The following is a 24,831-nucleotide window of genomic DNA, read 5'->3' as shown; positions in this document are numbered from 1 at the left end:
ACGATCCTTGTCGTGCGGGAACGGTGCAACTCAGTGGAAGCGCGCGCGGATATCCGGCCGCAGCAGGCGCCAGCCCAGCCAGCCCTGCAGGCCCGCGAACAACACCGAGGTGCCGACCAGTGTCAGGGTGAACAGCACGCGCTGCACCTGCAGCTCATGCTGCGCCGACGGGTCGCTGGCGAGCAGCGCGATGAATACCAGCAGCAGGCGGTCCATCCACCAGGCGATCACGAAGTTGGCCAACGCACTCAGGCCCAGCATCCACACGTAGGCCCACAGGCCCCATCGTCGCCCGCGCCACAGGCCCCAGCTGGCCAGGGTCGAGACCAGGCAGAGCAGGGCAACAAGCAGCGAGGTGGCCGCCGGGTGTTTCAGCATCCACCACAGGCTGCCGTCGAGCTGCTGCTCCCACGCCACTGTCACCAGCGTCATCCAGAACTCGGTGCGGGCCAGTGCAGCGGCCATCAGCGCCTGCGCGAGGAAGTAGAGGGTGACCAGCAGGCACAGCCAGAACGAGCCCTGCGCCACCGCGGCGACCCAGTTGTTGGGTGGCGGTGGGGTGGGCGCGGGAATCGGGGGAATCGAGGCTGACATCCGTTGTCCGGCTGGGCGGTGCCCGCTTCGTCAGCGAGCCGTCGCCAGGGCAGCGACCGCCGGCAGGATATGGTGTTCGCTCAAGGGTGCCAAGGGCTGGCCGTGCGGCGGCTGCAGCGGCACCCAGGCCAGTTCGGCGATCTCCGCACGTGCGCACGGCTCACCTTCGATCCACACCCGCCAGGCCTGTGCCTGCACGCGGTGGCCGGGCTCGTTCACCGCCCAGTCCTCGAACGTGCCCAACGGCAGCGCCGAGGCGGCATCCAACCGCACGCCCAGTTCCTCGTGCAGTTCGCGTGCCAGTGCCTGCAGCGGCGCCTCGCCCGGGTCGGGCTTGCCGCCCGGCTGGATGAAGCGGCTGGCACCGTGCTTGCGCACCACCAGCGCCCGGCCGCGATCATCGAGGATGACCGCGGCCACGATGTGGATCGTGGCCGCGGCAGCACTCACTTCAGGTTCTGCTCGAACAGCTTGAGGATGCGCTTGTACTGGTCCAGCCAGGAGTCGGCACGCACGTAGCCGTGGCGCTCCAGCGGGTACGGCGCGATCGACCAGTTGTCCTTGTGCAGCTCGATCAGGCGCTGGGTCAGGTTCACCGAATCCTGGAAGAACACGTTGTCGTCCATCATGCCGTGGGCGATCAGCAGGTTGTCCTGCAGGTTCTGCGCGTACTCGATCGGCGACGACACGCGGTACGCCTCCGGGTCGATGTCCGGGGTGTTGAGGATGTTGCTGGTGTAGCCGTGGTTGTACTGGTGCCAGTCGACCACCGGGCGCAGCGCGGCACCGGCCTTGAACGTGCCCGGCGAGCGGAACAGCGCCATGAAGGTCATGAAACCGCCATAGGAACCGCCGTAGATGCCGGCATGGTCACGGTCACCCTGCTGGGTGTCGACCAGCCAATCCAGGCCGTCCTTGTAGTCTTCCAGTTCCGGATGGCCCATGTTGCGGTAGATCGCCGTGCGCCAGTCGCGGCCATAGCCCTCGCTGCCGCGGTAGTCCATGTCCAGCACGATGTAACCCTTCTGCACCAGCAGGTTGTGGAACATCTGCTCGCGGAAGTAGGCCGGGTAGCGCTGGTGCACGTTCTGCAGGTAGCCGGCACCGTGCACGAACATCACGATCGGGTACTTCTTCCCCGGTTCCTTGTTTTCCGGCTCGTAGTACTTGGCCCAGACCACGCCGGCGCCATGCTTGGACGGCACCGCCACCAGCTTCGGCTGGATCCACTGGCGCGCCTTGTAGTCGGCGGTGCGGGTATCGGTCAGCACGCGCGCCTGGCCAGCGCCGGTGCTCGGCACCACCGCCAGCTGCGCCGGCAGGTAGGCGCCGGAATAGCGCACCAGCAACTGCTGGCCGTCCGGCGACAGCGAGAAATCTTCCACGCCATTGAGGTTGGTCAGCTCGCGCACCTGGCGGGCAGCAGTATCGACCGCGCAGACTTCGTAGTCATGCGGGGCCTGCTGGTTGCACAGGAAGTAGAAGCCCTTGCCGTCGGCCGACAGCACCGGCGCCGAGGTCTCCCACTTGCCACTGGTCAGCGCCTGCGGCTTGTTGCCACCGGCCTGGGTGTACAGGTGCGAGAAGCCCGATTCCTCGGACAGCAGCCACAGCGTGCGGCCATCGGCCATCCAGCCGAAATCGTTGAAGCCCCAGTTGATCCAAGCGTTGTCGGTCAGCCGGTGGCGGTTCTGCACGCGGCCGTCGGCAGCGGCAACGCTGACGATCCAGCGGTCCTTGTTGTCGTTGGCGCGCAGCATCACCGCGGCCTGCTGGCCATCAGCGCTCCAGCGGATGCCACCGCCCATGAAGTCGCTCATCACCTGCACGCTGCGCTCGCCCTTCAGCGCGTCCTTGCCGGCCTTGCGGCGCAGCTCGGCCAGCGGATCGGTGCCGATGCCCGGCAGGCTGGACAGCGACAGCTTCTCGGCCTTGCCGCTGCGTACATCCACGAACCACAGGGTGTGCGGCTCGAAGCCGTTGCGGCCGACGCGGGTGCGGGTGTCCTCGGTTTCCTCGTAGCCCGACTCGGTCACGTACAGCGGCATCTTGCCGCCGCGGCCGTCATCGAAGTCCTTCGGCTTGGTGGTCACGATCAGGTGGCCCAGGTCCGGCGACAGCACGCTGTCGACGATCTCCACGTCGGCGCCCAGGAACACCGGGCCCGGTGCGCGGGTCGGGTCGGCCTGGCGCCAGCGCTGGTTCTGGTCCTTCAGCGCCTCGCGCTGTTCGCGGTCGCGGCGCAGGGTTTCCAGCGTGCGCAGCTGCTGGTCGCGCAGCACGTCGGCCTTCGGCGGCGTGCTGGGATCCTTGTCGGCCTTCAGGCTGGCCACCTGCTGCACGCCGCTGGCGGCGGTCCAGTGGAACCAGTTCTGGCCGACGCGCCAGATCACCCCGTTGTCGGCGGCGAAGTTCACGCCGGCGGCGCGTTCGTTGCTGCGGGTCAGCTGGGTCAGCGCACCGCTGCGCAGGTCGCGGACGAACACGTCGCCGTTGCGCACGAAGGCGCTGCGGCTGCGGCTGCGGCTGCGGTCATAGACCGGATCGGCCACGTCGAGGCTGCCGCGCTGGTCATCGGCCACCTGCGCGGCCACGCCACCGGCCAACGGCTGGCGGAAGGTGTCGCGCACCGGGCTGCCGTTGCGCTTGAGCTGGTATTCCACCTGCTGGCTGTTCCACGACCACCAGGCCTTCTCCACCGGCGGACCGATCCAGTCCGGATCGGCCATGGCCTGTTCGATGGTGATCGGCGTCGGCGCGGCCTGGGCGGCCGGAGCGGCCAGCACGGCAGACAGCAGGAGGGACAGGGGCAGCACTCGGGACATGGGCGGACAGCACCAGAAGAGGAAACCGGGCAAGCGTAGCAGCCGCAAGGGCCGGGGGAAGGGGCCACAGGTCATGGCAGCGGGATCGGCAAAGCGATGCAACCGGTCGGCAGGGTCGCGCATCCAATCTCCTGAACCCGCATCATCCAGCGGACAGGAGCACGACCATGCAGGAACTCATCCCGATCACCCTCTTCATCTGCACCGCCTATGCGATCCATGCCATCGCCGATGCGCGTGCGCGCAGCAAGCTGGTGGCGCCGCACGTGCCGGAAGAGGTGATCCGCTCGCTGGCGGTATTGGAAGAGGAGCGCCGCCGCCAGGGCGCGCTGCGCTGGGGCATCAGCCTGGTGTGCCTGGCACTGGCCATGGCGCTGCTGGAGGCGATCGGTGCACGCGACCTGACGTTCGGCGCCGCCGCCGCGATGGTCGGCAGCGCCGGCCTGGGTCAGCTGCTGGCCTGGCACTTCACCCGCCCCGCAGTGCGCAAGGGCTGAGCCGGCGCATGCTGCGGGCACAGGAGGAGCCCCACGCATGAGCCTGCTGGGGGAAGCGCTGGCCGCATTGCGGGGGCGGCATCGACAGGATGCCGCGGCGGCGACCACCCCTGCCGAGCCGCTGGATGCGGATCAGGCGCTGGTGCGCGCCATCATCGACGGCTCGCAACCGGCCTTCGCGCAGCTGGTGGAAACACATCAGCGCACCTGCGCGCATGTGATTGGCCGCATGGTCGGCGACCGCGACCAGGTGGCCGACCTGCTGCAGGAAACGTTCCTGGCGGTATTCCGCCAGCTGCACCGGTTCCGTTTCGAATCCTCGCTGCGTACCTGGATTTCGCGCGTGGCCTACACCACCGCGCTGCAGTACCTGCGACGGCGGCGGCTGGAGGCGCAGTGGATGGTGGCGGTGGAAGCGCCCGAGGAACTGGGCGTTGGTGACGACGGGCCGGGCCCGGCGGAACTCAGCGAGACATTGCAGGCCGGCCGCCACCTCGGGGCTGCGCTGGAACGATTGAGTGCGCCGCAGCGCCTGATCGTAGGCCTGCACTATCTGGAGGATTTCGATCTGGCCGAGATCGAACAGGTGACGGGCCTGGCCCGCGGTACCATCAAGAGCCACCTGTACCGTGCGCGCCAGGTCCTGAAGCAGGAACTGGTGCGGCACGCCACCGCCGGAGAACTGCTGTGAACCCACCGACCGACCCTCGCGATGCGGAAGAGCGCGCGCTGGCGCAGGCGTTGCGTGAGCAGGCGCAGCAGGAACAGACACCGGATGTGAGCGAGGCGCTGCAGAAGCGCATTGCCGCTGAGTCGCGCGACAGTGGGGTGGGCTATGTGGTGGTGCAGGTGGTGTTGTTCGGCGCGCTGCTGGCTGCAGCGGTCTGGTACTTCTGGCACTGATTGAAGATCAAACCTGGAGCCATTTATAGAACCGCAGTGCTTCGAACCAGATCGAACCAATCTGAAATCCGTCCACGGGGTCTCTTGGATCAGGCCTTCGATTTTTCAATATCTTCAGGATTCAGATCGATGCTCTTGGACTTCCATTCGTCCAGCTGAAGTTGGCTGACGAACGCCCTGATCAGCGGATGATTGTCAATCTCTGCTTCGACCTCCTTCGTGACCAGCAGCGTTTGGCGTGTTGGACCCAGCTGATCGATCATCTCATCGGTCACCACTTCCTCGACAACTAATCTTTCGAATTCCTCAGGGATGAAATCAAGCGATTCTGCAGGTTCATCGGTCAGGAAAAGCACCAGGGAATCCAAGGCCAGAACGAACGCCTCGCCTTTATTGTCAGCGGCTGAAACACCGTACTGGTCGAGTGGAACGGCGTTCTCGAGATAGAGATGGGTCTCGCTCATTAGACGTTGTGAAGGCATGTCGCCTGTCGCAACCAAGTTCCACAACGAATCCAGAAAGTTGCGCGCTGGCTGCTCCTGGAAAATCGACGAGGCTGAGAAGCCAAGGTAGAGCCTTTCGGTGGAATAGAGTGCGCGCAGAAGTTCACGGCGTTGCGGAGTTGTGATCATTGGCTATCTGAATGATTTGGCTGATTTGAGCGATGTTCTGTGAGGATTCGGCAAGAACGGAGGTACCACCTGTCGAGCTTGGCCGACTGCAGTCAGCAACCCGGGGCTGCAAGAGCCTCGCACGTCAGAAGGCCCGCAGATATGGGACGAGTTGCAGTTTGTCCGGCCAATCTGAAATCGCGCCCGTTCCTGAATTCGCCTCCCCCTGCGACAAAGTGAAGCAGCGCGTCACCCGGTCGCATCCCGGCTTAACGATATCCCCCTAAAGTGGTCTGGTATCCCACCGGCTCCTGGCAGGAGGCGTCCCTTGGAAGCGTTGTTGTTGTCGCGGATCCAGTTCGGATTCGTCATCAGTTTCCACGTACTGTTCCCGGCCTTCACCATCGGCACGGCCAGCTGGCTGGCCTTCATCGAATGGCGCTGGCTGCGCACGAAGCTGCCCGTGTGGCGCGAGCTGTATTTCTTCTGGCAGAAGATCTTCGCCGTGTCGTTCGGCATGGGCGTGGTCAGCGGCATCGTCATGGCCTTCCAGTTCGGCACCAACTGGCCGCGGCTGAGCGAAGTGGCCGGCACGGTCATCGGCCCGCTGCTGACCTACGAAGTGCTGACCGCGTTCTTCCTGGAAGCCAGCTTCCTCGGCGTGATGATGTTCGGTTGGGGTCGGGTGTCGCCGCGCCTGCATTGGCTGTCCACCTGCATGGTGGCGCTGGGCACGTTGTTTTCGACGTTCTGGATCCTCTCGTCCAACAGCTGGCTGCATACGCCGGCCGGCTACGAGATGGTCAACGGCATCGTGCATCCGGTCGACTGGTGGCAGGTGGTGTTCAACCCATCCTTCCCGTACCGCCTGGCGCACATGGCGCTGGGCTCGTTCATCACCACCTGTTTCGTGATCGGTGGCGTCGGTGCGTGGTACCTGCGCAAGGGCACGCACGTGGAGGCCGGCCGGCGGATGCTGATCGCCGCCGTCGCGTTCGCCGCGCTGACCGTGCCGCTGCAGATCTTCGTTGGCGACATGCATGGCCTGAACACGCTCAAGCATCAGCCGATGAAGATCGCGGCGATGGAAGCGCACTGGCATGAGACCAAGGAGGGCGAGGGCGTGCCGCTGGTGGTGTTCGCGCTGCCGAACGAAAAGGAGGAACGCAACGACTTCGAAGTGGCCATCCCGAAGCTCGGCAGCGTGATCCTCACCCACAGCCTGGACGGCACCTTCGATCCGCTGACCTCGGTGCCGGCCAGCGAGCGGCCGCCGGTGACGCCGGTGTTCTTCGCCTTCCGCATCATGGTCGGGCTGGGCACGCTGATGCTGGTGCTGGCCTGGGTCTCGGCCTTCCAGCTGTGGCGGAAGAAGCTGCTGGATTCGCCGTGGCTGCTGCGCGGCTGGAACTGGATGTTGCCCAGTGGCTTCATCGCGCTGATATCGGGCTGGTTCGTCACCGAGATGGGACGGCAGCCGTGGGTCGTCTACGGTGTGCTGCGCACCGCCGATGCGGTCGGCCCGCAGAGCGCGTGGATGACCGCGCTGTCGCTGACGGTGTACGTGGTCGGCTACGCCTTCGTGTTCGGCTGGGGCATCTGGTACCTGGTGAAGATCCTGCGCCATGGCCCGCAGCCGTACGACGCAGGCCCGTCGCTGGACCATGGCAGCCACACCCCGGCGCGGCCGTTGTCGGCCGCCGACGAACCGCTGGAGGAGCGCTGACATGGACCTGATGACCTGGCTGCCGGTGGCATGGTTCGCAGTGATCGGCTTCGGCGTGCTGATGTACGTGGTGCTGGACGGCTTCGTGCTCGGCATCGGCATCCTCGCGCCATTCGCCGAGGACGAGGAACAGCTGGACCTGATGATGAACACCGCCGCGCCGATCTGGGACGGCAACGAGACCTGGCTGGTGCTCGGCGGCGCCGGCCTGATGGCGGCGTTCCCGAAGGCCTACGCGGTGCTGCTGTCGGCGCTGTACCTGCCGGTGCTGCTGCTGGTGGTGGCACTGGTGTTCCGTGGCGTGGCCTTCGAGTTCCGCTTCAAGGCGCACCGTTCGCGGCGGCTGTGGAGCGTGGCGTTCGGCCTCGGCTCGCTGCTGGCCACCTTTGCCCAGGGTGTGATCCTCGGCACGCTGGTGCAGGGCCTGCCGCTGGTCGATGGCGTGTACCAGGGCGGTGCGTTCGGCTGGTTCAGCCCGTTCGCCATGCTGACCGGTGCCGCGTTGGTGGCCGGCTACGCATTGCTGGGCAGCACCTGGCTGATCCTGAAGACCGAAGGGCGCGTGCAGGCGCTGGCCCGGCAGATGACCCGCCCGCTGGTGGTGGCGGTGATCGCGGCGATGGGCCTGGTCAGCAGCTGGCTGCCGTTCCTGCAGTCGCGGCTGATGGACCGTTGGTTCAGCGACGGCAACTTCTGGTGGCTGTCGCCGGTGCCGCTGCTGACCCTGGCGGTGGCCATCGCGCTGTGGCGCAGTGCCACCCATCCGCGTCGCGACCTGCCGCCGTTCCTGCTCAGCCTGGCCTTGTTCGTGCTCGGCTTCGCTGGCCTGGTGCTGGGCATGTGGCCGTACCTGCTGCCGCCGTCGATGACGCTGTGGCAGGCCGCCGCGCCGGCCTCTTCGCTCAGCTTCACCCTGGTCGGGCTGGTGCTGCTGTTGCCGGTGATCCTGGGCTACACGGCGTGGTCGTACCGGGTGTTCCGCGGCAAGGTGCGCGCCGACGCCGGCTACCACTGAATCCGTTCGCTGGTTCAGTCCACGCGGGGCGCGGTCACTGACCGCTCCCCGTTGTGTTTTGTGAAACATGTCATCCCTGTGTCGGACGTGCTAGCGTGCGCTCCTTTCCGGCAGCCAGGGGGGCAGCCGGCGACGTCCTGGACGGATGCATGGCTGCAGGAATGGGGGGCAGCCGCGTGTCGCCGTAATGGCTCGAGACTCTCGTTCGCCCATCGAAACATCACCGGTAATGATCGAATTTTCCGTTGTCGACTGGGCCGCCTGGGCGCCTGGCCTGACCGAGCGTAGCCAATGGATGGGCTGGGCCGGGTCGCCGTTCCTGCCGCAGGGCGAGGACACGCCGGCGCTGGCCGAGATTCCGGCCATGCAGCGCCGCCGTATCGAGCGCCTGGGCCGCATGGCGATCCAGGCGGCGTGCTGGTGCGAGGACGGGCAGGGCGCTGACAGCCAGGTGCCGCTGGTGTTCGCCAGCCGCCATGGCGATGTCGCCCGTTCGATGGACCTGCTGGGCTCGCTGGTGGCCGATCAGCCGCTGTCACCCACCGGCTTCGGCCTGTCGGTGCACAACGCCATCGCCGCGCTGTACTCGATCGCCCGCGGCCACCGTGGCAACTACCTTGCGTTGTCTGCCGGCCAGTCGACGGTGGAAGCGGCGTGCCTGGAGGCCGTCGGCCTGCTCGGTGATGGTGCACGCGAAGTGCGGATCGTGGTCTATGAGTCCCCATTGCCCGACGTTTACGCCGAATTCGCCGACGAACCCGACCCGTTCTTTGCCTGGTGCTGGCGTCTGGCACCCGTCGGCACCGCCGGTGCCACCGATCTTTCGCTTTCCTGGCAGGTCGCCGACGACGTCGATCCGACCGCGCCGGGCCTGTTGCCGCATGCGCTGGACCTGCACCGCTTCCTGCTGGCCGGGGATCCGCTGCTGCAGCATGTGACCCAAGGCCAGCGTTGGTCCTGGCGCCGCCGTGGCTGAAGCGCTGCGCCGCCTCGATCATGCCTGGCGGGTGTTCGGCACCGGCTTCAGCTTTGCTGCGTTCGGCGTAGGCGGGCTACTGCTGGGCGTGCTGGTGATGCCGGTGCTGCTGTTGATGCGCGACCCGGTCGCGCGTCGTCGCCGGGCCCGCCGGCTGGTCCAGCGCGCCTTCGCCAGCCACGTGTGGCTGATGTGCCGGCTGGGGGTGATGACCCTGCAGGTCGAAGGGCGCGAGCGCCTGCAGCGCGACGGCCTGCTGGTGCTGGCCAACCATCCGACCCTGATCGACGTGGTCTGCCTGATCGCCCTGCTGCCCAACGCCGACTGCGTGGTCAAGCGGGCGGTGGCCTGCAACCCGTTCATGCGCGGCCCGGTGCGCGCGGCGGGCTACATCTCCAATGATGACGGCGCTGGCCTGGTCGATGACTGCGCGGCGGCCGTGCATGCCGGCGGCACCCTGGTCATCTTCCCGGAGGGCACCCGCAGCGTGCCCGGGCAGCCGCTGCGGCTGCAGCGCGGCGCCGCCAACATCGCCGTGCGCGGGCGCCTGGACATCACCCCGGTGCGCATCACCTGCACCCCGCCGACGTTGACCAAGGGCCAGAAGTGGTATCGTGTGCCCTCACGTCGTTTTCACGTTCGGCTGCAGATCGGCGAAGATATCCCGATCGCGCCGTTTCTGGCCGAAGATGACTCGCCAAGGGGGGATGCCCTGGCGGCCCGTCGCGTCACCGACCACCTCACTCGTTATTTCGACCTGTCTGGAGATCCGACCCGTGCAAGCACTTGAGCACGAGATCAAGGAATTGATCATTTCCTCGCTTTCGCTGGAGGACATCACCCCGGAGGACATCGATCCGACCGCGCCGCTGTTCGTGGAAGGCCTCGGCCTGGACTCGATCGATGCGCTGGAACTGGGCCTGGCGCTGCAGAAGAAGTACGGTGTCAGCCTCTCGGCCGACTCGGAAGAAACCCGTCGCCATTTCTCCAGCGTGCGCGCGCTCGGCGAGTTCGTCGCCGCCCGTCAGTCGTAAGGCGCCAGGAACTGCCATGACCAAGAATGAATTGTTCGAGCGCATCGTCCGCATCCTGACCGACAGCTTCGAGATCGAGCCGGCGCGGATCAGCCCGGAGTCGCGCCTGTACGACGACCTGGACATCGACAGCATCGATGCCGTGGACCTGATCGTGCAGCTCAAGCCGCTGCTCGGCCGCAACCTGCAGCCTGAAGCGTTCAAGGCCGTGCGCACCGTGCAGGACATCGTTGATGTCGTGCATGGCCTGCTGCCCGGTCAGGCCGCTGCCTGACAGCAGCACGGACGCCGCGACCATGGCACGGGCACGCATGGTCGTGGTGGCAGCGATTTCGCTTGCCTATCCGGTGCTGGTCTACGCGGCGATGGGCCGCTTCGAGCCGCGCTGGCTGGCGCTGCTGCTGTTTGCGCTGGCCCTGCTGCGCGCGCTGAGCACCCGGCAACCCTTGTGGTGGGCCGCTGCCGCCGGCGCGGGCCTGCTGGCCGGGCTGGCCACCGTGCTCAACCAGGCGCTGCCGCTGAAGCTGTATCCGGCGCTGGTGAACGTGGTGATGTTGACGGTGTTCGCCACCAGCCTGCGCTTCGGTCCGCCCCTGGTGGAACGCCTGGCGCGCCTGCAGGAGCCGGACCTGCCACCGTTCGCGGTGATCTATACCCGTCGCGTCACCCAGGTGTGGTGCGGCTTTTTCGTTCTCAATGGTGGTCTCGCCCTGCTCACCGCGCTGTATGCGTCGGACCGGGTCTGGATGCTCTACAACGGATTGTTGGCGTACGTGATGATGGGATTGTTGTTCGGGGGCGAATGGCTGGTACGGCGTCGGGTCAAGGCAGCGCACGCGCATGGCTGACTGGATCGACCTGGATCGGCTGCTGATCACGGCGCAGCCCGGCCGCGACATCGGTGTCTGCGATGGCATTGCGGTCGACCACGTCGGCTTCCGCCTGTGCGTACTGGCCTGGCGTGACGCTTTCAGCACTGCCGAGGGCCGTGACTGGGCGCTCTACTTCGATGACACCGTGGCCTTCGCTGCAGCGTTGTTCGGTGCCTGGCATGCCGGCAAGCGGGTGTTCCTGGCCGCCGACAACCTGCCCGCGACATTGCAGGCGCTGCAGCCGCAGGTGAGTGGTTTTGCAGGTGACCTGTCGGCCGATTACCAGCCGTTGCAGGCGACCGCCGTCGCCGACGATGCGCCGCTGGAGCCGTTGGACGAGCGCGCCTGCGAACTGTGCGTGTTTACCTCCGGCAGCACCGGCCAGCCCAGCGCGATCAGCAAGCGGCTGGACCAGCTGGCGCGCGAGGTCGATGCGCTGCAGGCTGCCTTCGGCGCCCAGCTGGACGGCGCCCAGGTGCATGGCACCGTGTCCCACCAGCATATCTATGGCCTGCTGTTCCGCGTGCTGTGGCCGCTGGCGGCCGGTCGCGCAATCCAGCCCCGGCGCTTCTTCCACGAAGACCTGGTGGGCGCGCTGGCCGGTACCGATACGGTGCTGGTCGCCACCCCGGCCCATCTCAAGCGCCTGCCCGAGCAGCTCGACTGGGCCAGCCTGCACGGTCGCCTACGCGCTGTGTTTTCCTCCGGCGGCCCGCTGCCGGAGGACGCAGCGCGCCAGGTCCGCCAGTGGTTGGGCGTGGCGCCCACCGAGGTTTATGGCAGCAGTGAAACCGGTGGCATCGCTTGGCGGCGCTGGGACACCGATGCGCCGCCGTGGCAGCCGTTGCCGGGCGTGCAGTGGCGGATCGAGGAGGACTGCCTCGCAGTCGCTTCGCCGCACCTGGAGACGTCGGACTGGTGGCGCACCCAGGATCGCGTGGAAGCACTGGCCGATGGCCGCTTCCGCTTGCTGGGCCGCGCCGACCGCATCGTCAAGATCGAAGAACGTCGCGTTTCGCTGGACGCACTGGAGCGCGCGCTGCGCGAGGATCCAGAAGTCGACGACGTGCGCGTGCTGGTCCTGCAGGGCCAGCGCGAGCAGCTGGCGGCCGTGGTGGTGCCGGCCGATCCGGCGCTGGCACGTGCCGGTGACAGCGCACGGCGTGCGCTGGGGCAACGGCTGGGCACGCGGCTGGCGCAGGGCCACGACGCGGTCACCCGGCCGCGCCGCTGGCGCCTGGTCGAATCGCTGCCGATCAATGCGCAGGGCAAGGTCACCCAGGCGGCGCTGGTCGCGCTGTTCCAGCCGCTGATGCCGGTGCCGGTCTGGGACTGTCGCGAAGAGGCGGAGGCCACCCTGCGGATGAAGCTGGACCCCGCGCTGCGCGCGTTCCAGGGCCACTTCCCGCAGGCGGCGATCCTGCCCGGCGTGGCCCAGCTGGACTGGGCGGTGCGCTTCGGGCGCCAGGCCTTCGTGCTGCCGACCGGATTCCAGCGCATGGATGCAGTGAAGTTCCAGCGCGTGGCCCGCCCCGGCGACGAGCTGACCCTGCAACTGCAGTGGGACGCCGAACGCGGTGTGCTGACCTTCCGCTATACCTCCGTGCATGGCGTGCACGCCAGCGGCAGGGTGGTCTTCGCCGATGCGCATTGAGCCGGCCACCGCTGGCGGCGCGTTCGCGCCGCTGGTGGTCATTCCCGTGTACGACCACGAACATGCCATCGGCGCGGTGGTCGACGGCGTGCAGGCCGCGGGCCTGCCCTGCCTGCTGGTCGACGATGGCTCGCAGTCCTCCTGCGCGCGGGTGCTGCGGGAACTGGCACAGCGATCGGGCGTCGACCTGCTGCGGCTGGACGTGAACCAGGGCAAGGGTGGTGCGATGCTGGCCGGTTTCGCCGAAGCGCGGCGTCGCGGCTACACCCACGTGCTGCAGATCGACGCCGACGGCCAGCACGATACCGGCGACCTGCCGCGCTTCATCGATGCCGCACGCGCGCGCCCGGACGCGGTGATCTGCGGCATTCCTGCCTACGATGCCAGCGTGCCGAAGGCGCGCCTGTACGGTCGCTACGCCACCCACATCTGGGTGTGGATCAACACGCTGTCGCTGCACCTGCGCGACACCATGTGTGGATTCCGCGTGTATCCGCTGCCGCCGGTGCTGCGCCTGATCGGCGAAGAGACCATCGGCCGGCGCATGGATTTCGACACCGAAGTGATGGTCCGCCTCTACTGGCGGCAGGTACCGGTCGAGCACCTGGCCACGCGCGTGACCTATCCCGCCGACGGGGTTTCGCATTTCGATGTGTGGCGCGACAACGTGCGCATCAGCCGCATGCATACCCGGCTGTTCTTCGGCATGCTCTGGCGTGCGCCGCGCCTGCTGTGGCGCCGGCTGCAGGGGCAGGGCTGAGATGAGCCGCGCGCAGAACGCCACGCACTGGGCCGATATCGGCGAGTCCACCTCGGTGGCCGGCGTGCTGTTCCTGTGCTGGGTGCATCGCTGGTTCGGGCGCTGGCCGTTCCGCCTGTGCGTATGGCCGGTGGTGGCCTGCCATTGGCTCGGCAACCGCGTCGGTCGCCAGGCCTCGATGCAGTACCTGCAGCGGTTGCAGGCGCATACCGGCGCGCTGGGCCATGCGCCGACCCGGCGCGACAGCCTGCGCCACTTCTTCAGCTTCGCCGACACGATGCTGGACAAGATTCTCGGCCTCGGCGGCCGCTATCCGCCCGAACGCATTCACCTGCAGCGCGATCTGGTGCTGGGCAAGATCGCACGCCGCGAAGGCGGCCTGATCCTGACCGCGCACATCGGCTGCCTGGAGTTGTGCCAGGTGCTGGCCGAGCAGGTGCCGGGGTTCCGCATCACCGTGCTGGTCCACACCGCGCACGCGCAGCGCTTCAACCGCCTGCTGCAGCGGCTGGACCCGCTGGCTGCGGTGGAGCTGGTGCAGGTCACCGAAATGGGCCCGGCCACGGCTGTGATGCTCGCCGAAAAGGTTGCCTCCGGTGGTTTCGTGGCCATCGTCGGCGACCGCGTGCCGGTGCAGGGCGGGCGCAGTGTGATGGCCGATTTCCTCGGCCACCGTGCGCCGTTCCCGATCGGCGCCTACGTGCTGGCGGCAGCGCTGGGCTGCCCGGTCTACACGATGTCGTGCCTGCACCAGGGCGACGGCTATCGCGTGGCCTTCGAACAGTTCGCCGAGCGTGTGGTGCTGCCGCGCGGTTCGCGCGATGCCGCACTGGCCGAACAGGCGCAGCGCTTGGCGCACTGGCTGGAACTCCAGGTCATCCAGTCCCCGTTGGACTGGTTCAATTTCTTCCCCTTCTGGGATCAGGCTCCTCATGACGATTGACGCCGTACCCGTGTGCCGTTTCGGCGATGCACCGCTGACCATCGAAGACGTGGTCGCCCTGGCCCAGCGCACGTGCGAGGCCGCGCTGAGCGATGTGCCGGCATTCCGCGCCCATATCCAGCGTGGTGCCGACTTCCTCGACCGCCTGCTGCGCGAGGATGGCGTGATCTATGGCGTGACCACCGGCTACGGCGATTCGTGCACGGTGAACATTCCGCCGGCACTGGTCGCCGAGCTGCCGCACCACCTGTACACCTACCATGGCTGTGGCCTGGGCCGTTACCTGGACCCGGCCGAGACCCGCGCCGTGCTGGCTGCGCGCCTGGCCTCGCTGGTGCGTGGCATGTCCGGTGTCAGCGTGCCGTTGCTGGAAGGCCTGGCCACGCTGCTGCAGCACGATGTGCTGCCGTTGATTCCCGCTGAAGGCTCGGTGGGTGCCAGTGGTGACCTGACCCCGCTGTCGTACGTGGCAGCCGTGCTGTGCGGTGAACGCGAGGTGCTGCACGACGGCCGCGTGCAGCCGGCTGCCGATGTGCTGGCGAAGATCGGCATGACCCCGCTGAAGCTGCGGCCGAAGGAAGGCCTGGCGATCATGAACGGCACGGCGGTGATGACCGGCCTGGCCTGCCTGGCCTGGCAGCGCGCCGATTATCTGGCACGCATGGCGACGCGCCTGACCGCGTTCAACGTGCTGTCCAGCGACGGCAACGCGCACCACTTCGATGAAACCCTGTTCGCCGCCAAGCCGCACCCGGGGCAGTCGCGCATTGCCGCGCGCCTGCGCAGCGACCTGCACAGCGAGCGCCCGCCGCGCAACGAGCAACGCCTGCAGGACCGCTACTCGCTGCGCTGCGCGCCGCACGTGATCGGGGTGCTGGAAGACACCCTGCCGTTCCTGCGCCAGCTGATCGAAACCGAGCTGAACAGCGCCAACGACAACCCGCTGATCGATGCCGACGGCGAGCGCATCCTGCACGGCGGCCACTTCTACGGCGGTCACATCGCGCTGGCGATGGACACGCTGAAGAACACCGTGGCCAACATCGCCGACCTGCTTGACCGGCAGCTGGCGCTGGTGGTCGATGCCCGCTACAACCATGGCCTGCCGGCCAACCTGTCGGCGGCCAGCGGCCCGCGTGCGGCGATCAACCATGGCCTGAAGGCGCTGCAGATCAGCGTTTCGGCGTGGACGGCGGAGGCACTGAAGCAGACCATGCCGGCTTCGGTGTTCTCGCGCTCCACTGAATGCCACAACCAGGACAAGGTCAGCATGGGCACCATCGCCGCGCGCGACTGCCTGCGCGTGATCGAGCTGACTGAACAGGTGGTGGCGGCCATGCTGATCGCCGCCCGCCAGGGGCTGGCGCTGCGCGAACGGGTTGGCATGAACGCGCAGCTGCATGGCAGTCTGGCCGACATGTACGCCGACCTGGGGCAGCGCATCGCCCTGGTCGAAGAGGACCGCGCGCTGGATCGCGAACTGCGGGAACTCCTGGTGGAGATCCGCGCGCAACGCTGGGAGCTGTATGTCGGTGAATGAAGGCAACGAACTGGTCGGCGAAATCGAGCTGGCCCCCGCATTTCATGACTGCGATCCGATGAACGTGGTCTGGCATGGCAACTACTTCAAGTACTTCGAGATCGCCCGTTGTGCGTTGCTGAAGCGCTACGACTACGACTATCCGCAGATGCTCGAATCGGGCTACCTGTGGCCGGTGGTCGACGCACGGGTGAAGTACGTGCGGCCGTTGCTGTTCAACCAGGCGCTGCGCGTGCGCTCGCGCATCGTCGAGTGGGAGAACCGGCTGAAGATCGAATATGAGATCCTCGATGCGGAAAGCGGCCAGGTGCTGACCCGCGCGATGACCATCCAGGTCGCGGTCGACGCGGCCAGCAAGGAAATGCTGTACCAGTGCCCGCCGGTGCTGTGGCAGCGTCTTGGAGTGCCTGCCCCGTGATCCGATCCCTTCGTCTTCCGCGCGTGCTGCTGTGCGCGCTGCTGCTGGTTGCCGCGCCGCTGCTGCAGGCAGCTGATCCCACCGTCGATGCCATCACCCAGGCCGTCGCCCGACCGGACGTGCTGCGCGGGCAGTTCACTCAGGAAAAGCAGGTCAGCGGCTTCAAGAACCCGCTGCGCTCGCAGGGCCAGTTCGTGGTCGCGCGCAAGCATGGGGTGATCTGGTCCACGCTCAAGCCGTTCCCGTCCGAGGTGGTGGTCACCGCCGACCGCATCCTCAGCCGCCAGCGCGATGGCAGCACCCGCGTCGAACTGGACGCGCGCCAGCAGCCGGCGATGCGCTCGGTCAACGCGATCATGTTCGCGTTGATGAGCGGCGACGTGCAGGCACTGTCCAGCCAGTTCAATGTCGAGGCCACGCGTGAAGGGCAGGGCTGGCGACTGAAGCTGACGCCGAAGTCGGCGATGCTGGCCAAGGCCTTCCAGTCGCTGACCCTGCAGGGCGACCGTTACGTGCGCGTGGTCGAGATCGTCGAAGCCAACCAGGATCGCACCCGCATCCAGTTCACTGCGCTGAGCGAAGCGCCGGCCACGTTGAACGCCGACGAGGCGCGCCGCTTTGAGTGACAGCGCCGCGCCGGATCGCCTGCGTCGCTGGTGGCACTGGCTGGGCATCGCCTGGCTGCTGCTGTTGCTGGTGCTGGGCGCGCAGCAGTGGCGCCTGTGGAGCCAGGAATCACGGATCGATACCGACATCCTCGCCCTGCTGCCGCAGGACGCGCATGACCGCCTGCTCAGCGACGTCACCCGGCGCATCGCCGATGGCAGTTCGCGGCAGGTGGTGGTGCTGCTCGGCAGCGCCGACGGTGCCGCTGCCAAGCGCGCGCAGGCGGCGTTCGCTGCGGCAATGGCCAGTGATGCCGACAGCGCGCTGCTGGTGCCCAGTGGTTCGATCGAAGGCTGGTTCGATGACGCGCGTGCGTTCTACGCACCATACCGCGACCGCCTGCTGACCCCGGCCCAGCGCGAGCAGCTGCAGCAGGCCGAACCCGCTGCGCTGGCCGAACAGGCGCTGGGTGCGCTGTACGGACCGATGGGCGCGCCGCGCCTGACCGAGTGGCGGCAGGATCCGCTGTCGCTGTGGCCGCAGTGGTGGCAGCAGCAGGCCCAGGGCTCCGGTCTGCGCCTGGGCGATGACGGTCTGCTGGAGGCCGAGGGCAAGCACTGGGCGGCACTGCAGTTCGATACACCGGGCTCGGCCTTCAGGCTGGATGGCGAGCGCCATCTCGATGGCCTGCTCGAACGCGCCGGAGAGGTGGCCAAGGCCGCTGCGCCGGACCTGGAGATCCTGCATGCCGGCGTGCCGCTGCATGCCGAAGCAGCCGCGGTGCAGGCCAATCAGGAAATCAACACCATCGGCTGGGGTTCGCTGGCGGCGGTGCTGCTGCTGGTGTGGCTGGCATTCCGCTCGCTGCGGCCGATCCTGCTGGTTGCCGCCTCGCTGCTGATCGGCTGTGGTGTGGCGCTGGCGGTGACCGTGCTGGTGTTCGACAAGGTGCATGTGCTGACCCTGGTGTTCGGTGCTTCGCTGGTTGGCGTGGCCGAGGACTACGGCATCCACTGGTTTGCTTCGCGCCAGGCCGAGCCGGCCGACCGCCGCTGGAAGCTGCTGCGGCATCTGTTGCCGGGGCTGTGGCTTGCCCTGCTGACCAGCGCGCTGGCGTACCTGGCGTTGGGCCTGGCGCCGTTCCCCGGCCTGCGGCAGATGGCGCTGTTCTCGGTGGTCGGTCTGGCCGCTGCCTTCCTCACGGTGATCTTCTGGTTCCCGTGGCTGGACGGTGGCGAGATCCGTACCACCCGCTTCGCGCAGTGGCTGGGCAATACGCTGGAGCGCTTCCCGCGCCTGCACGGGCGTCGCCCGGTGGCGATCTTCCTCGGCATGGCCGCACTGGTGTCGGCCATCGGCATCGCCCGCCTGCAGAGCAATGACGACCTGCGCAGCCTGCAGTCGTCGCCACCGGCGCTGATGGCCCAGCAGATCCGCCTCAGCCAGCTGCTGGGCATGCCCAGCCCGGCGCAGTTCTACCTGGTGCAGGGCAGCGATGCCGCACAACTGCTGCAGCGCGAAGAAGCGCTGACCACGCGCCTGCGTGAACTGACCAGCGACAAGCGCATCGGCGGTTACCGCGCGATCAGCGACTGGCTGCCGTCGCCTGCGCGGCAGCAGGCCGATGCGGCGCTGACCGCCCGGGTGGAACCGGGTGTACTGGCCGCCGTAGGCGAAGCGGTGGGCGAGCCCTTGCAGCGCCCTGCATTCGCGGCGGCGCCGCTGAGCGCAGAGGCCTTCCTCGCTTCGCCGGCGTCGCAGCCGTTCCGCCACCTGTGGGTGGGCAACGTAGGCGGGCAGATGATCAGCGTGGTGATGGTCGATGACCTGTCGCGTGCCGATGCGCTGGCCACCCTGCGTGGCGCTGCCGAAGGCCTGGACGGCGTGCGCTGGGTCGACCGCACCGCTGATTTCTCGCAGCTGCTGGGCCATTACCGCAAGCTGATGGGCGGCCTGCTGCTGGTCGGCATCGCGCTGGTGTTCGGCGCCCTGTGGCTGCGTTATCGGCGGCAGGCCTGGCGCGTATTCGCCCCCACCCTGGTGGCCGGTGCGCTCACCCTGGGCCTGCTTGGCCTGTTCGGCCAGCCGCTGCAGCTGTTCAATGTGCTGGCACTGATGCTGCTGCTGGGCATGGGCATCGACTACGGCATCTTCCTGATCGAGCACCGCGGCGACGCCAGTGCCTGGCTGGCGGTGTGCGTGGGTGCGGCCAGCACCTGGCTGTCGTTCGGCCTGCTGGGTCTTTCGCAGACGCCGGCGCTGCGCGCGTTCGGGCTCACCCTGCTGTTCGGCATCGGCCTGGTCTGGCTGATCTCGCCGCTGTTCCGGCCGCCACCGCATGATGTTCCGCCGGCCTGAGCGGACACGCTTCATTCCGATTCCTCCGCTTTTCCACCTGATCGAGCAACAAGGACGCACCGATGACTACTGCTGTGGATGCCGCTGATTCTTCCAGCCACGAAGACGTGGAACGTACCGAAATCCTGATCATCGGTGCCGGCCCGGCCGGTTCGGTGGCCGCGGCGATGCTGCGCCAGCAGGGCCGCAAGGTGCTGATGCTGGAACGCCAGCAGTTCCCGCGCTTTTCCATCGGCGAGAGCCTGCTGCCGCAGAGCATGGAATACATCGAGGCGGCGGGTCTACTGCAGGACGTGGTCGAGGCGGGCTTCCAGTACAAGAACGGCGCAGCCTTCGTGCACGGGGAAGCACGCACCGCGTTCGACTTCAGGAAGAAGTTCTCGCCGGGCTGGGGCACTACCTACCAGGTGCAGCGCGCCGACTTCGACAACGTGCTGGCGCGCGGCGCCGAGCGCATGGGCGCGACCCTGCGTTTCGGCGATGAAGTGCTGGCAGTCGAGCCGGGCGAACAGCCGGTGGTGAACGTGCGCCGCCCGGATGGCAGCGAGTACCGCATCGAAGCAGATTTCATCCTCGACGCGTCCGGCTTCGCGCGGCTGCTGCCGCGCCTGCTCGACCTGGAATCGCCGTCCAATTTCCCGGTGCGTGGCGCGATCTTCTGCCACGTGCGCGACAACATCCCGGCCGAAGCGGATTTCGACCGCAACAAGATCCTGATCACCACCCATCCCGAGCACATCGACGTCTGGTACTGGACGATCCCGTTCTCCAACGGCTGCTGCTCGCTGGGTGTGGTTGCCGAGCCGTCATTCTTCGAGCGCTACGAAGGCGACGATCTGCAGAAGCTGCAGGCCATCGTCGGCGAAGATCCGAACCTGACCTCGCTGCTGGCCAACGCCGAATGGGCAGTGCTGCCGGTACGCCGCATCACCGGCTATTCGGCCAACGTCAGCTCGCTGTGGGGCCCGGGCTATGCGCTGCTGGGCAACGCCGGCGAGTTCCTCGATCCGGTGTTCTCCTCCGGCGTCACCATCGCGTTCAAATCCGCGCAACTGGCCAGCGAATGCCTGAAGCGCCGCTACGCGGGCGAGACCGTTGACTGGGAAAACGACTTCTCGATTCCGCTGCGTGCCGGCGTGAAAACCTTCCGCCGCTTCGTCGAAAGCTGGTACCAGGGCGGCTTCCAGAAGATCATCTACCACCCCGACCAGCAGCCGCAGGTGCGCGACATGATCAGCTCCATCCTGGCCGGCTACGCCTGGGACACCAACAATCCGTATGTGGCCGACGACAGCGGCCGCCGCATGCGTGTGCTGGAGGAACTGTGCAGCGCCTGATCGTCCGCCTTTCTGCGGTCCTGCTGTGCCTGCTGCTGGCCGCCTGTGCCAGCCGCATGCCGCGGCCGCTGGTCGAACTGCCGCCGTTGCGGCTGGCACCGTCCAGCCTGCCGGCGCCGTTGGCCCTGCAGCAGCAGCTGCACTTCCGCTTCGGCAGCCACGAGCGTGATCTGGACGCGCTGCTGGAGGCTGACGCGCAGCAGGTGCGGCTGGCCGTGCAGGCGATGGGCCAGACCGGCGTGCGCCTGCAGTGGGATGGCCAGCAGCTGACCCAGCAGCGTGCACCGTGGCTGCCGCCACAGGTGCGCGCCGAACGCGTGCTGGACGACCTGCAGTTCGCACTGTGGCCGACCGACGCCATTGCCGCCGCGCTGCCGGCCGGCTGGCAGGTGAGCGATGACGGCCGCCTGCGCAGTCTGTCGCGCGACGGCACCGTGTGGCTGCAACTGCAGCGCCTGGCCGATGGCAGCGTGCAACTGGACAACCGCGCCGAGGGCTACACCCTGCGCATCGAATCGATCGACATGGCCGGCCAGCAATGAAGAGCGCGCCCATTTTCCTCAACGACCTCGGCGTGGTCTGCGCGTTGGGTGACGGCCGCGCCGCGGTGGCGGCTGCGCTGTTTGCCGATGCGCCTGGCGGGCTGAGCGACAACGCCACCCTGCTGCCAGGTCGCACCCTGGCGCTGGGCGAAGTGCACAGCCCCTTGCCGACGCTGGAAGCACTGCCGGTGTCCCTGCGTGGCCGCAACAACGCGCTGCTGGACGTGGCCCTGGCGCAGATCGCGCCGGCCGTTGCCGATGCCATCAGCCGTTACGGCGCCGAGCGCGTGGCCGTGGTGCTGGGCACCAGTACCTCGGGCATCGGTGAATCCGAACAGGCACTGCGTACCCGCGCCGAGCACGGCCATTGGCCCGAAGGCTTCGACTACGCGCAGCAGGAAATGGGTACCGCCGCGCAGTTCGTGCGCGAGCGCAGTGGCGCGCTGGGCCCAGCCTGGACGCTGTCCACGGCCTGTTCGTCCAGCGCCAAGGCGTTGATGTCGGCTGCGCGCATGCTGCGTTCGGGCATCGTCGATGCGGTCATCGCCGGTGGTGCCGATTCCCTGTGCCGGTTCACCGTCGCTGGATTCAGCGCACTCGAATCAGTCTCCGCCGTGCGCTGCAATCCGTTCTCGCAGCATCGCTGCGGGATCAACATCGGCGAGGGCGCCGCGCTGTTCCTGCTGACCCGCGAGCCGGGTCCGGTCAGCCTGGCGGGTTGGGGTGAGTCGGCCGACGCGCACCATATGTCCGCACCGGACCCGCAGGGCCTGGGCGCCATCGATGCCCTGCAGCAGGCGTTGCAGCGTGCTGGCTGGGCAGCTTCGGAAGTGGATTACGTGAACCTGCATGGCACTGCGACCGGTCACAACGACGCGATGGAAAGCCACGCCGTGGTGCAGGTACTGGGCACCGATGTGCCGGCCAGTTCGACCAAACCACTGACCGGCCACACGCTGGGTGCATCCGGTGCGATCGAAGCGGCGCTGTGCTGGATCCTGCTGGCCGAGAATCCGCAGCAGCAACTGCCGCCGCACTGGTGGGACGGCGTGGCCGATCCGGCGCTGCCGGCGTTGCCGCTGGTCGCCCCGGCGACCTTCCTGCCGCAGCTGCCGCGGCGGGTGCTGAGCAATTCGTTCGCCTTCGGCGGCAGCAATGCCGTGCTGGCACTGGAGCGCCGATGAACATGCCGTTGTATGCCATCGAAGAAGTGGTGCCGCACCGCCAGGACATGTGCCTGCTGGACCGCATCCTGCGCTGGGACCAGGACGGCATCGAGGCGGAACTGGTGGTGCCCGAGGCCGGCCTGTTCATCGAAGACGGTGCCGTACCGGCCTGGGTCGGCATCGAATACATGGCCCAGGCCATCGCCGCCTGGGCCGGCTGCCGGGCGCGCACGGCCGGAAACCCGCCGCAGCTGGGCTTCCTGCTCGGCAGCCGGCGCTACACCAGCACGCGCAGCAGCTTCCCCAGCGGCACCCGCCTGCAGGTACAGGCGCGTTGCGAACTGTTGGGCGACAATGGATTAGGGATGTTCGCCTGCCGCATCCTGGCAGGCGAAGAAGAATGGGCGGTTGCCAACGTGTCGGTGTTCGAACCGGCCGACTCGATGGCCTATCTGGAGAGTGGACAGGCATGACAGGGAATCGAAGCGTGCTGGTGACCGGCGCGAGCCGGGGCATCGGCCGGGCCATTGCGCTGCGTATCGCGCGCGATGGCTTCGACGTGGTGGTGCATTGCCGCAGCCGTGTGGAAGAAGCACAGGCAGTGGCTGACGAGATCCGGGCACTGGGCCAGCAGGCCCGCGTGCTGGCCTTCGACGTGGCCGACCGTGCCGCCGCGCGCGCCGCGCTGGAAGCGGACGTGGAGGCAAATGGCGCCTATTACGGCGTGGTGTGCAATGCCGGCATCGCCCGTGACGGCGCCTTCCCGGCACTGTCCGAGGATGACTGGGACCAGGTGATCCACACCAATCTGGACGGCTTCTACAACGTGCTGCATCCGCTGATCATGCCGATGGTGCGGCGGCGCAAGCCGGGCCGCATCGTCACCCTGTCCTCGGTGTCCGGCGTGGCCGGCAACCGTGGCCAGGTCAATTACAGTGCGGCCAAGGCCGGCATCATCGGCGCCAGCAAGGCATTGGCGCTGGAGCTGGCCAGCCGCCAGATCACCGTCAACTGCGTGGCCCCGGGCCTGATCGAGACCGACATGCTCAACGAAGAAGTGGTCGAACACGCATTGAAGCTGATCCCGGCCGGCCGCGTCGGCCGGCCCGAGGAAGTGGCGGCGACGGTCGCGTTCCTGCTGTCCGAGCCGGCCGGCTACATCACCCGCCAGGTGATTTCGGTCAATGGAGGGATGATCTGATGGCCGCCGATCGTCGCGTGGTGGTCACCGGTGCCGCCGCCATCAGTCCGCTCGGCCACGACTGGCCGACCATCCAGGCCCATCTGCGCAGCTGCCGCAACGCGGTGCGTTCGATGCCGGAATGGGATGTATATGCGGGCCTGAACACCAAGCTTGCCGCGCCGGCGCAGGACTACGAGCTGCCGCCGAACTACAACCGCAAGACCACCCGCTCGATGGGCAAGGTCGCGATCATGTCGGTGCGCGCCACCGAGGTCGCCCTGCGTGAGGCAGGCCTGTTCGAGCACCCGGTGCTGCGCAGCGGCCGTACCGGCGTGGCCTACGGCTCATCGTCGGGCAGCCACGAGGCCACCGGCGAATTCGGCCGCATGCTGCATGAGTTCACCACCGACGGCATCAGCGCCACCACCTACCTGAAGATGATGAGCCACACCGCGCCGGTCAACATCGGCGTGTTCTTCGGCTTGTCCGGGCGTGTCTACACCACCTCCAGTGCCTGTACGTCGGGCAGCCAGGGCGTGGGCGCGGGCTACGAAGCGATCCGCAGCGGCAAGCAGACGGTGATGGTGGCCGGTGGCGCCGAGCAGCTCGACGCCACCGCCGCGGCCGTGTTCGACACCCTGTTCGCCACCAGCACGCGCAACGATGCACCGCACACCACTCCGCGCCCGTTCGATGCCGGCCGTGACGGCCTGGTGCTGGGCGAGGGTGCCTGCACGCTGATCCTGGAGGATCTGGAGCACGCGCAGGCACGCGGCGCGACCATCCTTGCCGAGATCGTGGGCTACGGCACCAACAGCGACGGCCAGCACGTCACCCAGCCCAGCGCCGACACCATGGCCCAGGCCATGCGCCTGGCGCTGGAAGACGCCGGCCTGCAGCCGGCGCAGATCGACTACGTGAACGCCCACGGCACCGCCACCGACCACGGCGACATCGCCGAGACCCAGGCCACCGCCCAGGTGTTCGGCAGCCGCGTGCCGATCAGCTCGTTGAAGAGTTACGTCGGCCACATGCTGGGCGGTTGCGGTGCGTTCGAAGCCTGGATGAGCATCGAGATGATGCGCGCCGGCTGGTTCGCGCCGACCCTGAACCTGGTCGAGGTGGACCCGCGTTGCGGCCAGCTCGACTTCATCACCGGGCAAGGCCGCGAGCTGCAGGCCGAGTACGTGATGAGCAACAACTTCGCCTTCGGCGGCATCAACACCTCGCTGGTGTTCCGTCGCTGGAGCGCGTGATCCCGCCGTACCCGC

At 67.6% G+C, this 24,831-nt stretch carries 27 protein-coding genes; 23 read left to right on the top strand and 4 right to left on the bottom strand.

The features are described from left to right. Positions 1–30: 30 nt before the first annotated feature. From CR156_RS19255 to CR156_RS19245, 3 genes are read right to left on the bottom strand one after another with little or no spacing between them, the layout of a single operon-like run. On the bottom strand, positions 31–594 hold the full coding sequence (locus tag CR156_RS19255) for a hypothetical protein (protein WP_100554003.1): 564 nt from the start codon (positions 592–594) through the stop codon (positions 31–33). A 30-nt stretch (positions 595–624) separates the two neighbouring features. After that, the gene (locus CR156_RS19250; RefSeq protein ID WP_100554002.1) at positions 625–1,044 is read right to left on the bottom strand and encodes an NUDIX hydrolase; all 420 of its coding nucleotides are present in this window, start codon (positions 1,042–1,044) and stop codon (positions 625–627) included. Continuing rightward, positions 1,041–3,419, bottom strand: a complete 2,379-nt coding sequence (locus tag CR156_RS19245) for a S9 family peptidase (RefSeq protein WP_100554001.1) — start codon at positions 3,417–3,419, stop codon at positions 1,041–1,043. Before CR156_RS19245 ends, CR156_RS19250 begins: the two co-directional genes overlap by 4 nt. 167 nt (positions 3,420–3,586) lie before the next feature. On the opposite strand from CR156_RS19245, the gene CR156_RS19240 reads away from it, so the two are divergent. From CR156_RS19240 to CR156_RS19230, 3 genes are read left to right on the top strand one after another with little or no spacing between them, the layout of a single operon-like run. Continuing rightward, positions 3,587–3,916, top strand: a complete 330-nt coding sequence (locus tag CR156_RS19240) for a hypothetical protein (protein WP_100554000.1) — start codon at positions 3,587–3,589, stop codon at positions 3,914–3,916. 37 nt (positions 3,917–3,953) lie between these two features. Next, entirely contained in the window at positions 3,954–4,607 is a 654-nt protein-coding gene (locus CR156_RS19235) for an RNA polymerase sigma factor (protein ID WP_100553999.1), read from the top strand. Beyond that, a complete protein-coding gene (locus tag CR156_RS19230; RefSeq protein ID WP_100553998.1) occupies positions 4,604–4,819 on the top strand; it encodes a hypothetical protein in 216 nt (71 codons plus the stop codon). The genes CR156_RS19235 and CR156_RS19230 overlap by 4 nt, the downstream gene beginning before the upstream one ends. An 89-nt stretch (positions 4,820–4,908) precedes the next feature. Here CR156_RS19230 and CR156_RS19225 read toward each other — a convergent pair whose 3' ends face one another. After that, entirely contained in the window at positions 4,909–5,451 is a 543-nt protein-coding gene (locus CR156_RS19225) for a hypothetical protein (RefSeq protein ID WP_100553997.1), read from the bottom strand. Between the two features lie 307 nt (positions 5,452–5,758). Between CR156_RS19225 and CR156_RS19220 the strand changes: the two genes are divergently transcribed. The 20 genes from CR156_RS19220 to CR156_RS19125 all read left to right on the top strand — a co-directional run bounded on the left by CR156_RS19220 (position 5,759) and on the right by CR156_RS19125 (position 24,816). Further along, positions 5,759–7,156: a cytochrome ubiquinol oxidase subunit I gene (locus CR156_RS19220; RefSeq protein WP_100553996.1), complete on the top strand. Its 1,398-nt coding sequence runs from the start codon at positions 5,759–5,761 to the stop codon at positions 7,154–7,156. Between the two features lies 1 nt (position 7,157). Continuing rightward, positions 7,158–8,171, top strand: a complete 1,014-nt coding sequence (gene cydB / locus CR156_RS19215) for a cytochrome d ubiquinol oxidase subunit II (protein WP_100462007.1) — start codon at positions 7,158–7,160, stop codon at positions 8,169–8,171. A 229-nt stretch (positions 8,172–8,400) separates the two neighbouring features. After that, positions 8,401–9,147, top strand: coding sequence for a beta-ketoacyl synthase chain length factor (locus tag CR156_RS19210; RefSeq protein WP_100553995.1), 747 nt, complete (start codon positions 8,401–8,403; stop codon positions 9,145–9,147). Then, complete coding sequence (locus CR156_RS19205; protein WP_100553994.1) at positions 9,140–9,937, top strand: lysophospholipid acyltransferase family protein; 798 nt, start codon at positions 9,140–9,142, stop codon at positions 9,935–9,937. Before CR156_RS19210 ends, CR156_RS19205 begins: the two co-directional genes overlap by 8 nt. Beyond that, positions 9,924–10,181: a phosphopantetheine-binding protein gene (locus CR156_RS19200; RefSeq protein WP_005411610.1), complete on the top strand. Its 258-nt coding sequence runs from the start codon at positions 9,924–9,926 to the stop codon at positions 10,179–10,181. The genes CR156_RS19205 and CR156_RS19200 overlap by 14 nt, the downstream gene beginning before the upstream one ends. Positions 10,182–10,197: 16 nt before the next feature. Further along, positions 10,198–10,455 (top strand): acyl carrier protein, encoded by a 258-nt coding sequence (locus CR156_RS19195; RefSeq protein WP_025878014.1) that lies wholly within the window; start codon positions 10,198–10,200, stop codon positions 10,453–10,455. Between the two features lie 22 nt (positions 10,456–10,477). Next, complete coding sequence (locus CR156_RS19190; RefSeq protein WP_089238175.1) at positions 10,478–11,029, top strand: COG4648 family protein; 552 nt, start codon at positions 10,478–10,480, stop codon at positions 11,027–11,029. After that, positions 11,022–12,707, top strand: a complete 1,686-nt coding sequence (locus tag CR156_RS19185; protein ID WP_100553993.1) for an AMP-binding protein — start codon at positions 11,022–11,024, stop codon at positions 12,705–12,707. Before CR156_RS19190 ends, CR156_RS19185 begins: the two co-directional genes overlap by 8 nt. Next, entirely contained in the window at positions 12,697–13,467 is a 771-nt protein-coding gene (locus CR156_RS19180) for a glycosyltransferase family 2 protein (protein ID WP_100553992.1), read from the top strand. Before CR156_RS19185 ends, CR156_RS19180 begins: the two co-directional genes overlap by 11 nt. A 1-nt stretch (position 13,468) precedes the next feature. Continuing rightward, complete coding sequence (locus CR156_RS19175) at positions 13,469–14,410, top strand: LpxL/LpxP family acyltransferase (RefSeq protein ID WP_100553991.1); 942 nt, start codon at positions 13,469–13,471, stop codon at positions 14,408–14,410. Next, positions 14,400–15,950, top strand: a complete 1,551-nt coding sequence (locus tag CR156_RS19170; RefSeq protein WP_100553990.1) for an HAL/PAL/TAL family ammonia-lyase — start codon at positions 14,400–14,402, stop codon at positions 15,948–15,950. Before CR156_RS19175 ends, CR156_RS19170 begins: the two co-directional genes overlap by 11 nt. Further along, positions 15,937–16,368, top strand: coding sequence for an acyl-CoA thioesterase (locus CR156_RS19165; protein ID WP_100553989.1), 432 nt, complete (start codon positions 15,937–15,939; stop codon positions 16,366–16,368). The genes CR156_RS19170 and CR156_RS19165 overlap by 14 nt, the downstream gene beginning before the upstream one ends. Then, positions 16,365–16,994 (top strand): outer membrane lipoprotein carrier protein LolA, encoded by a 630-nt coding sequence (locus tag CR156_RS19160; RefSeq protein WP_100553988.1) that lies wholly within the window; start codon positions 16,365–16,367, stop codon positions 16,992–16,994. The genes CR156_RS19165 and CR156_RS19160 overlap by 4 nt, the downstream gene beginning before the upstream one ends. Next, on the top strand, positions 16,987–19,332 hold the full coding sequence (locus CR156_RS19155; protein WP_100553987.1) for an MMPL family transporter: 2,346 nt from the start codon (positions 16,987–16,989) through the stop codon (positions 19,330–19,332). The genes CR156_RS19160 and CR156_RS19155 overlap by 8 nt, the downstream gene beginning before the upstream one ends. Before the next feature lie 62 nt (positions 19,333–19,394). Continuing rightward, positions 19,395–20,669, top strand: coding sequence for an NAD(P)/FAD-dependent oxidoreductase (locus CR156_RS19150; RefSeq protein WP_100553986.1), 1,275 nt, complete (start codon positions 19,395–19,397; stop codon positions 20,667–20,669). Continuing rightward, positions 20,657–21,211: a DUF3261 domain-containing protein gene (locus CR156_RS19145; protein ID WP_100553985.1), complete on the top strand. Its 555-nt coding sequence runs from the start codon at positions 20,657–20,659 to the stop codon at positions 21,209–21,211. Before CR156_RS19150 ends, CR156_RS19145 begins: the two co-directional genes overlap by 13 nt. After that, entirely contained in the window at positions 21,208–22,395 is a 1,188-nt protein-coding gene (locus tag CR156_RS19140; protein WP_100553984.1) for a beta-ketoacyl-[acyl-carrier-protein] synthase family protein, read from the top strand. The genes CR156_RS19145 and CR156_RS19140 overlap by 4 nt, the downstream gene beginning before the upstream one ends. Continuing rightward, entirely contained in the window at positions 22,392–22,850 is a 459-nt protein-coding gene (locus tag CR156_RS19135) for an ApeP family dehydratase (RefSeq protein ID WP_025877993.1), read from the top strand. The genes CR156_RS19140 and CR156_RS19135 overlap by 4 nt, the downstream gene beginning before the upstream one ends. Then, positions 22,847–23,578, top strand: a complete 732-nt coding sequence (locus CR156_RS19130) for a 3-ketoacyl-ACP reductase FabG2 (RefSeq protein WP_100553983.1) — start codon at positions 22,847–22,849, stop codon at positions 23,576–23,578. The genes CR156_RS19135 and CR156_RS19130 overlap by 4 nt, the downstream gene beginning before the upstream one ends. Then, positions 23,578–24,816 carry a beta-ketoacyl-ACP synthase gene (locus CR156_RS19125; RefSeq protein ID WP_025877989.1) on the top strand — a complete coding sequence of 413 codons (1,239 nt, stop codon included), beginning with the start codon at positions 23,578–23,580 and terminating at the stop codon, positions 24,814–24,816. The genes CR156_RS19130 and CR156_RS19125 overlap by 1 nt, the downstream gene beginning before the upstream one ends. The last annotated feature ends 15 nt before the right edge of the window (positions 24,817–24,831 follow it).

Source organism: Stenotrophomonas lactitubi (assembly GCF_002803515.1).
GTDB classification, from domain to species: domain Bacteria; phylum Pseudomonadota; class Gammaproteobacteria; order Xanthomonadales; family Xanthomonadaceae; genus Stenotrophomonas; species Stenotrophomonas lactitubi.
Note: the sequence above shows the minus strand (reverse complement) of the source record. Positions and strands in the feature narration are given on the sequence as shown.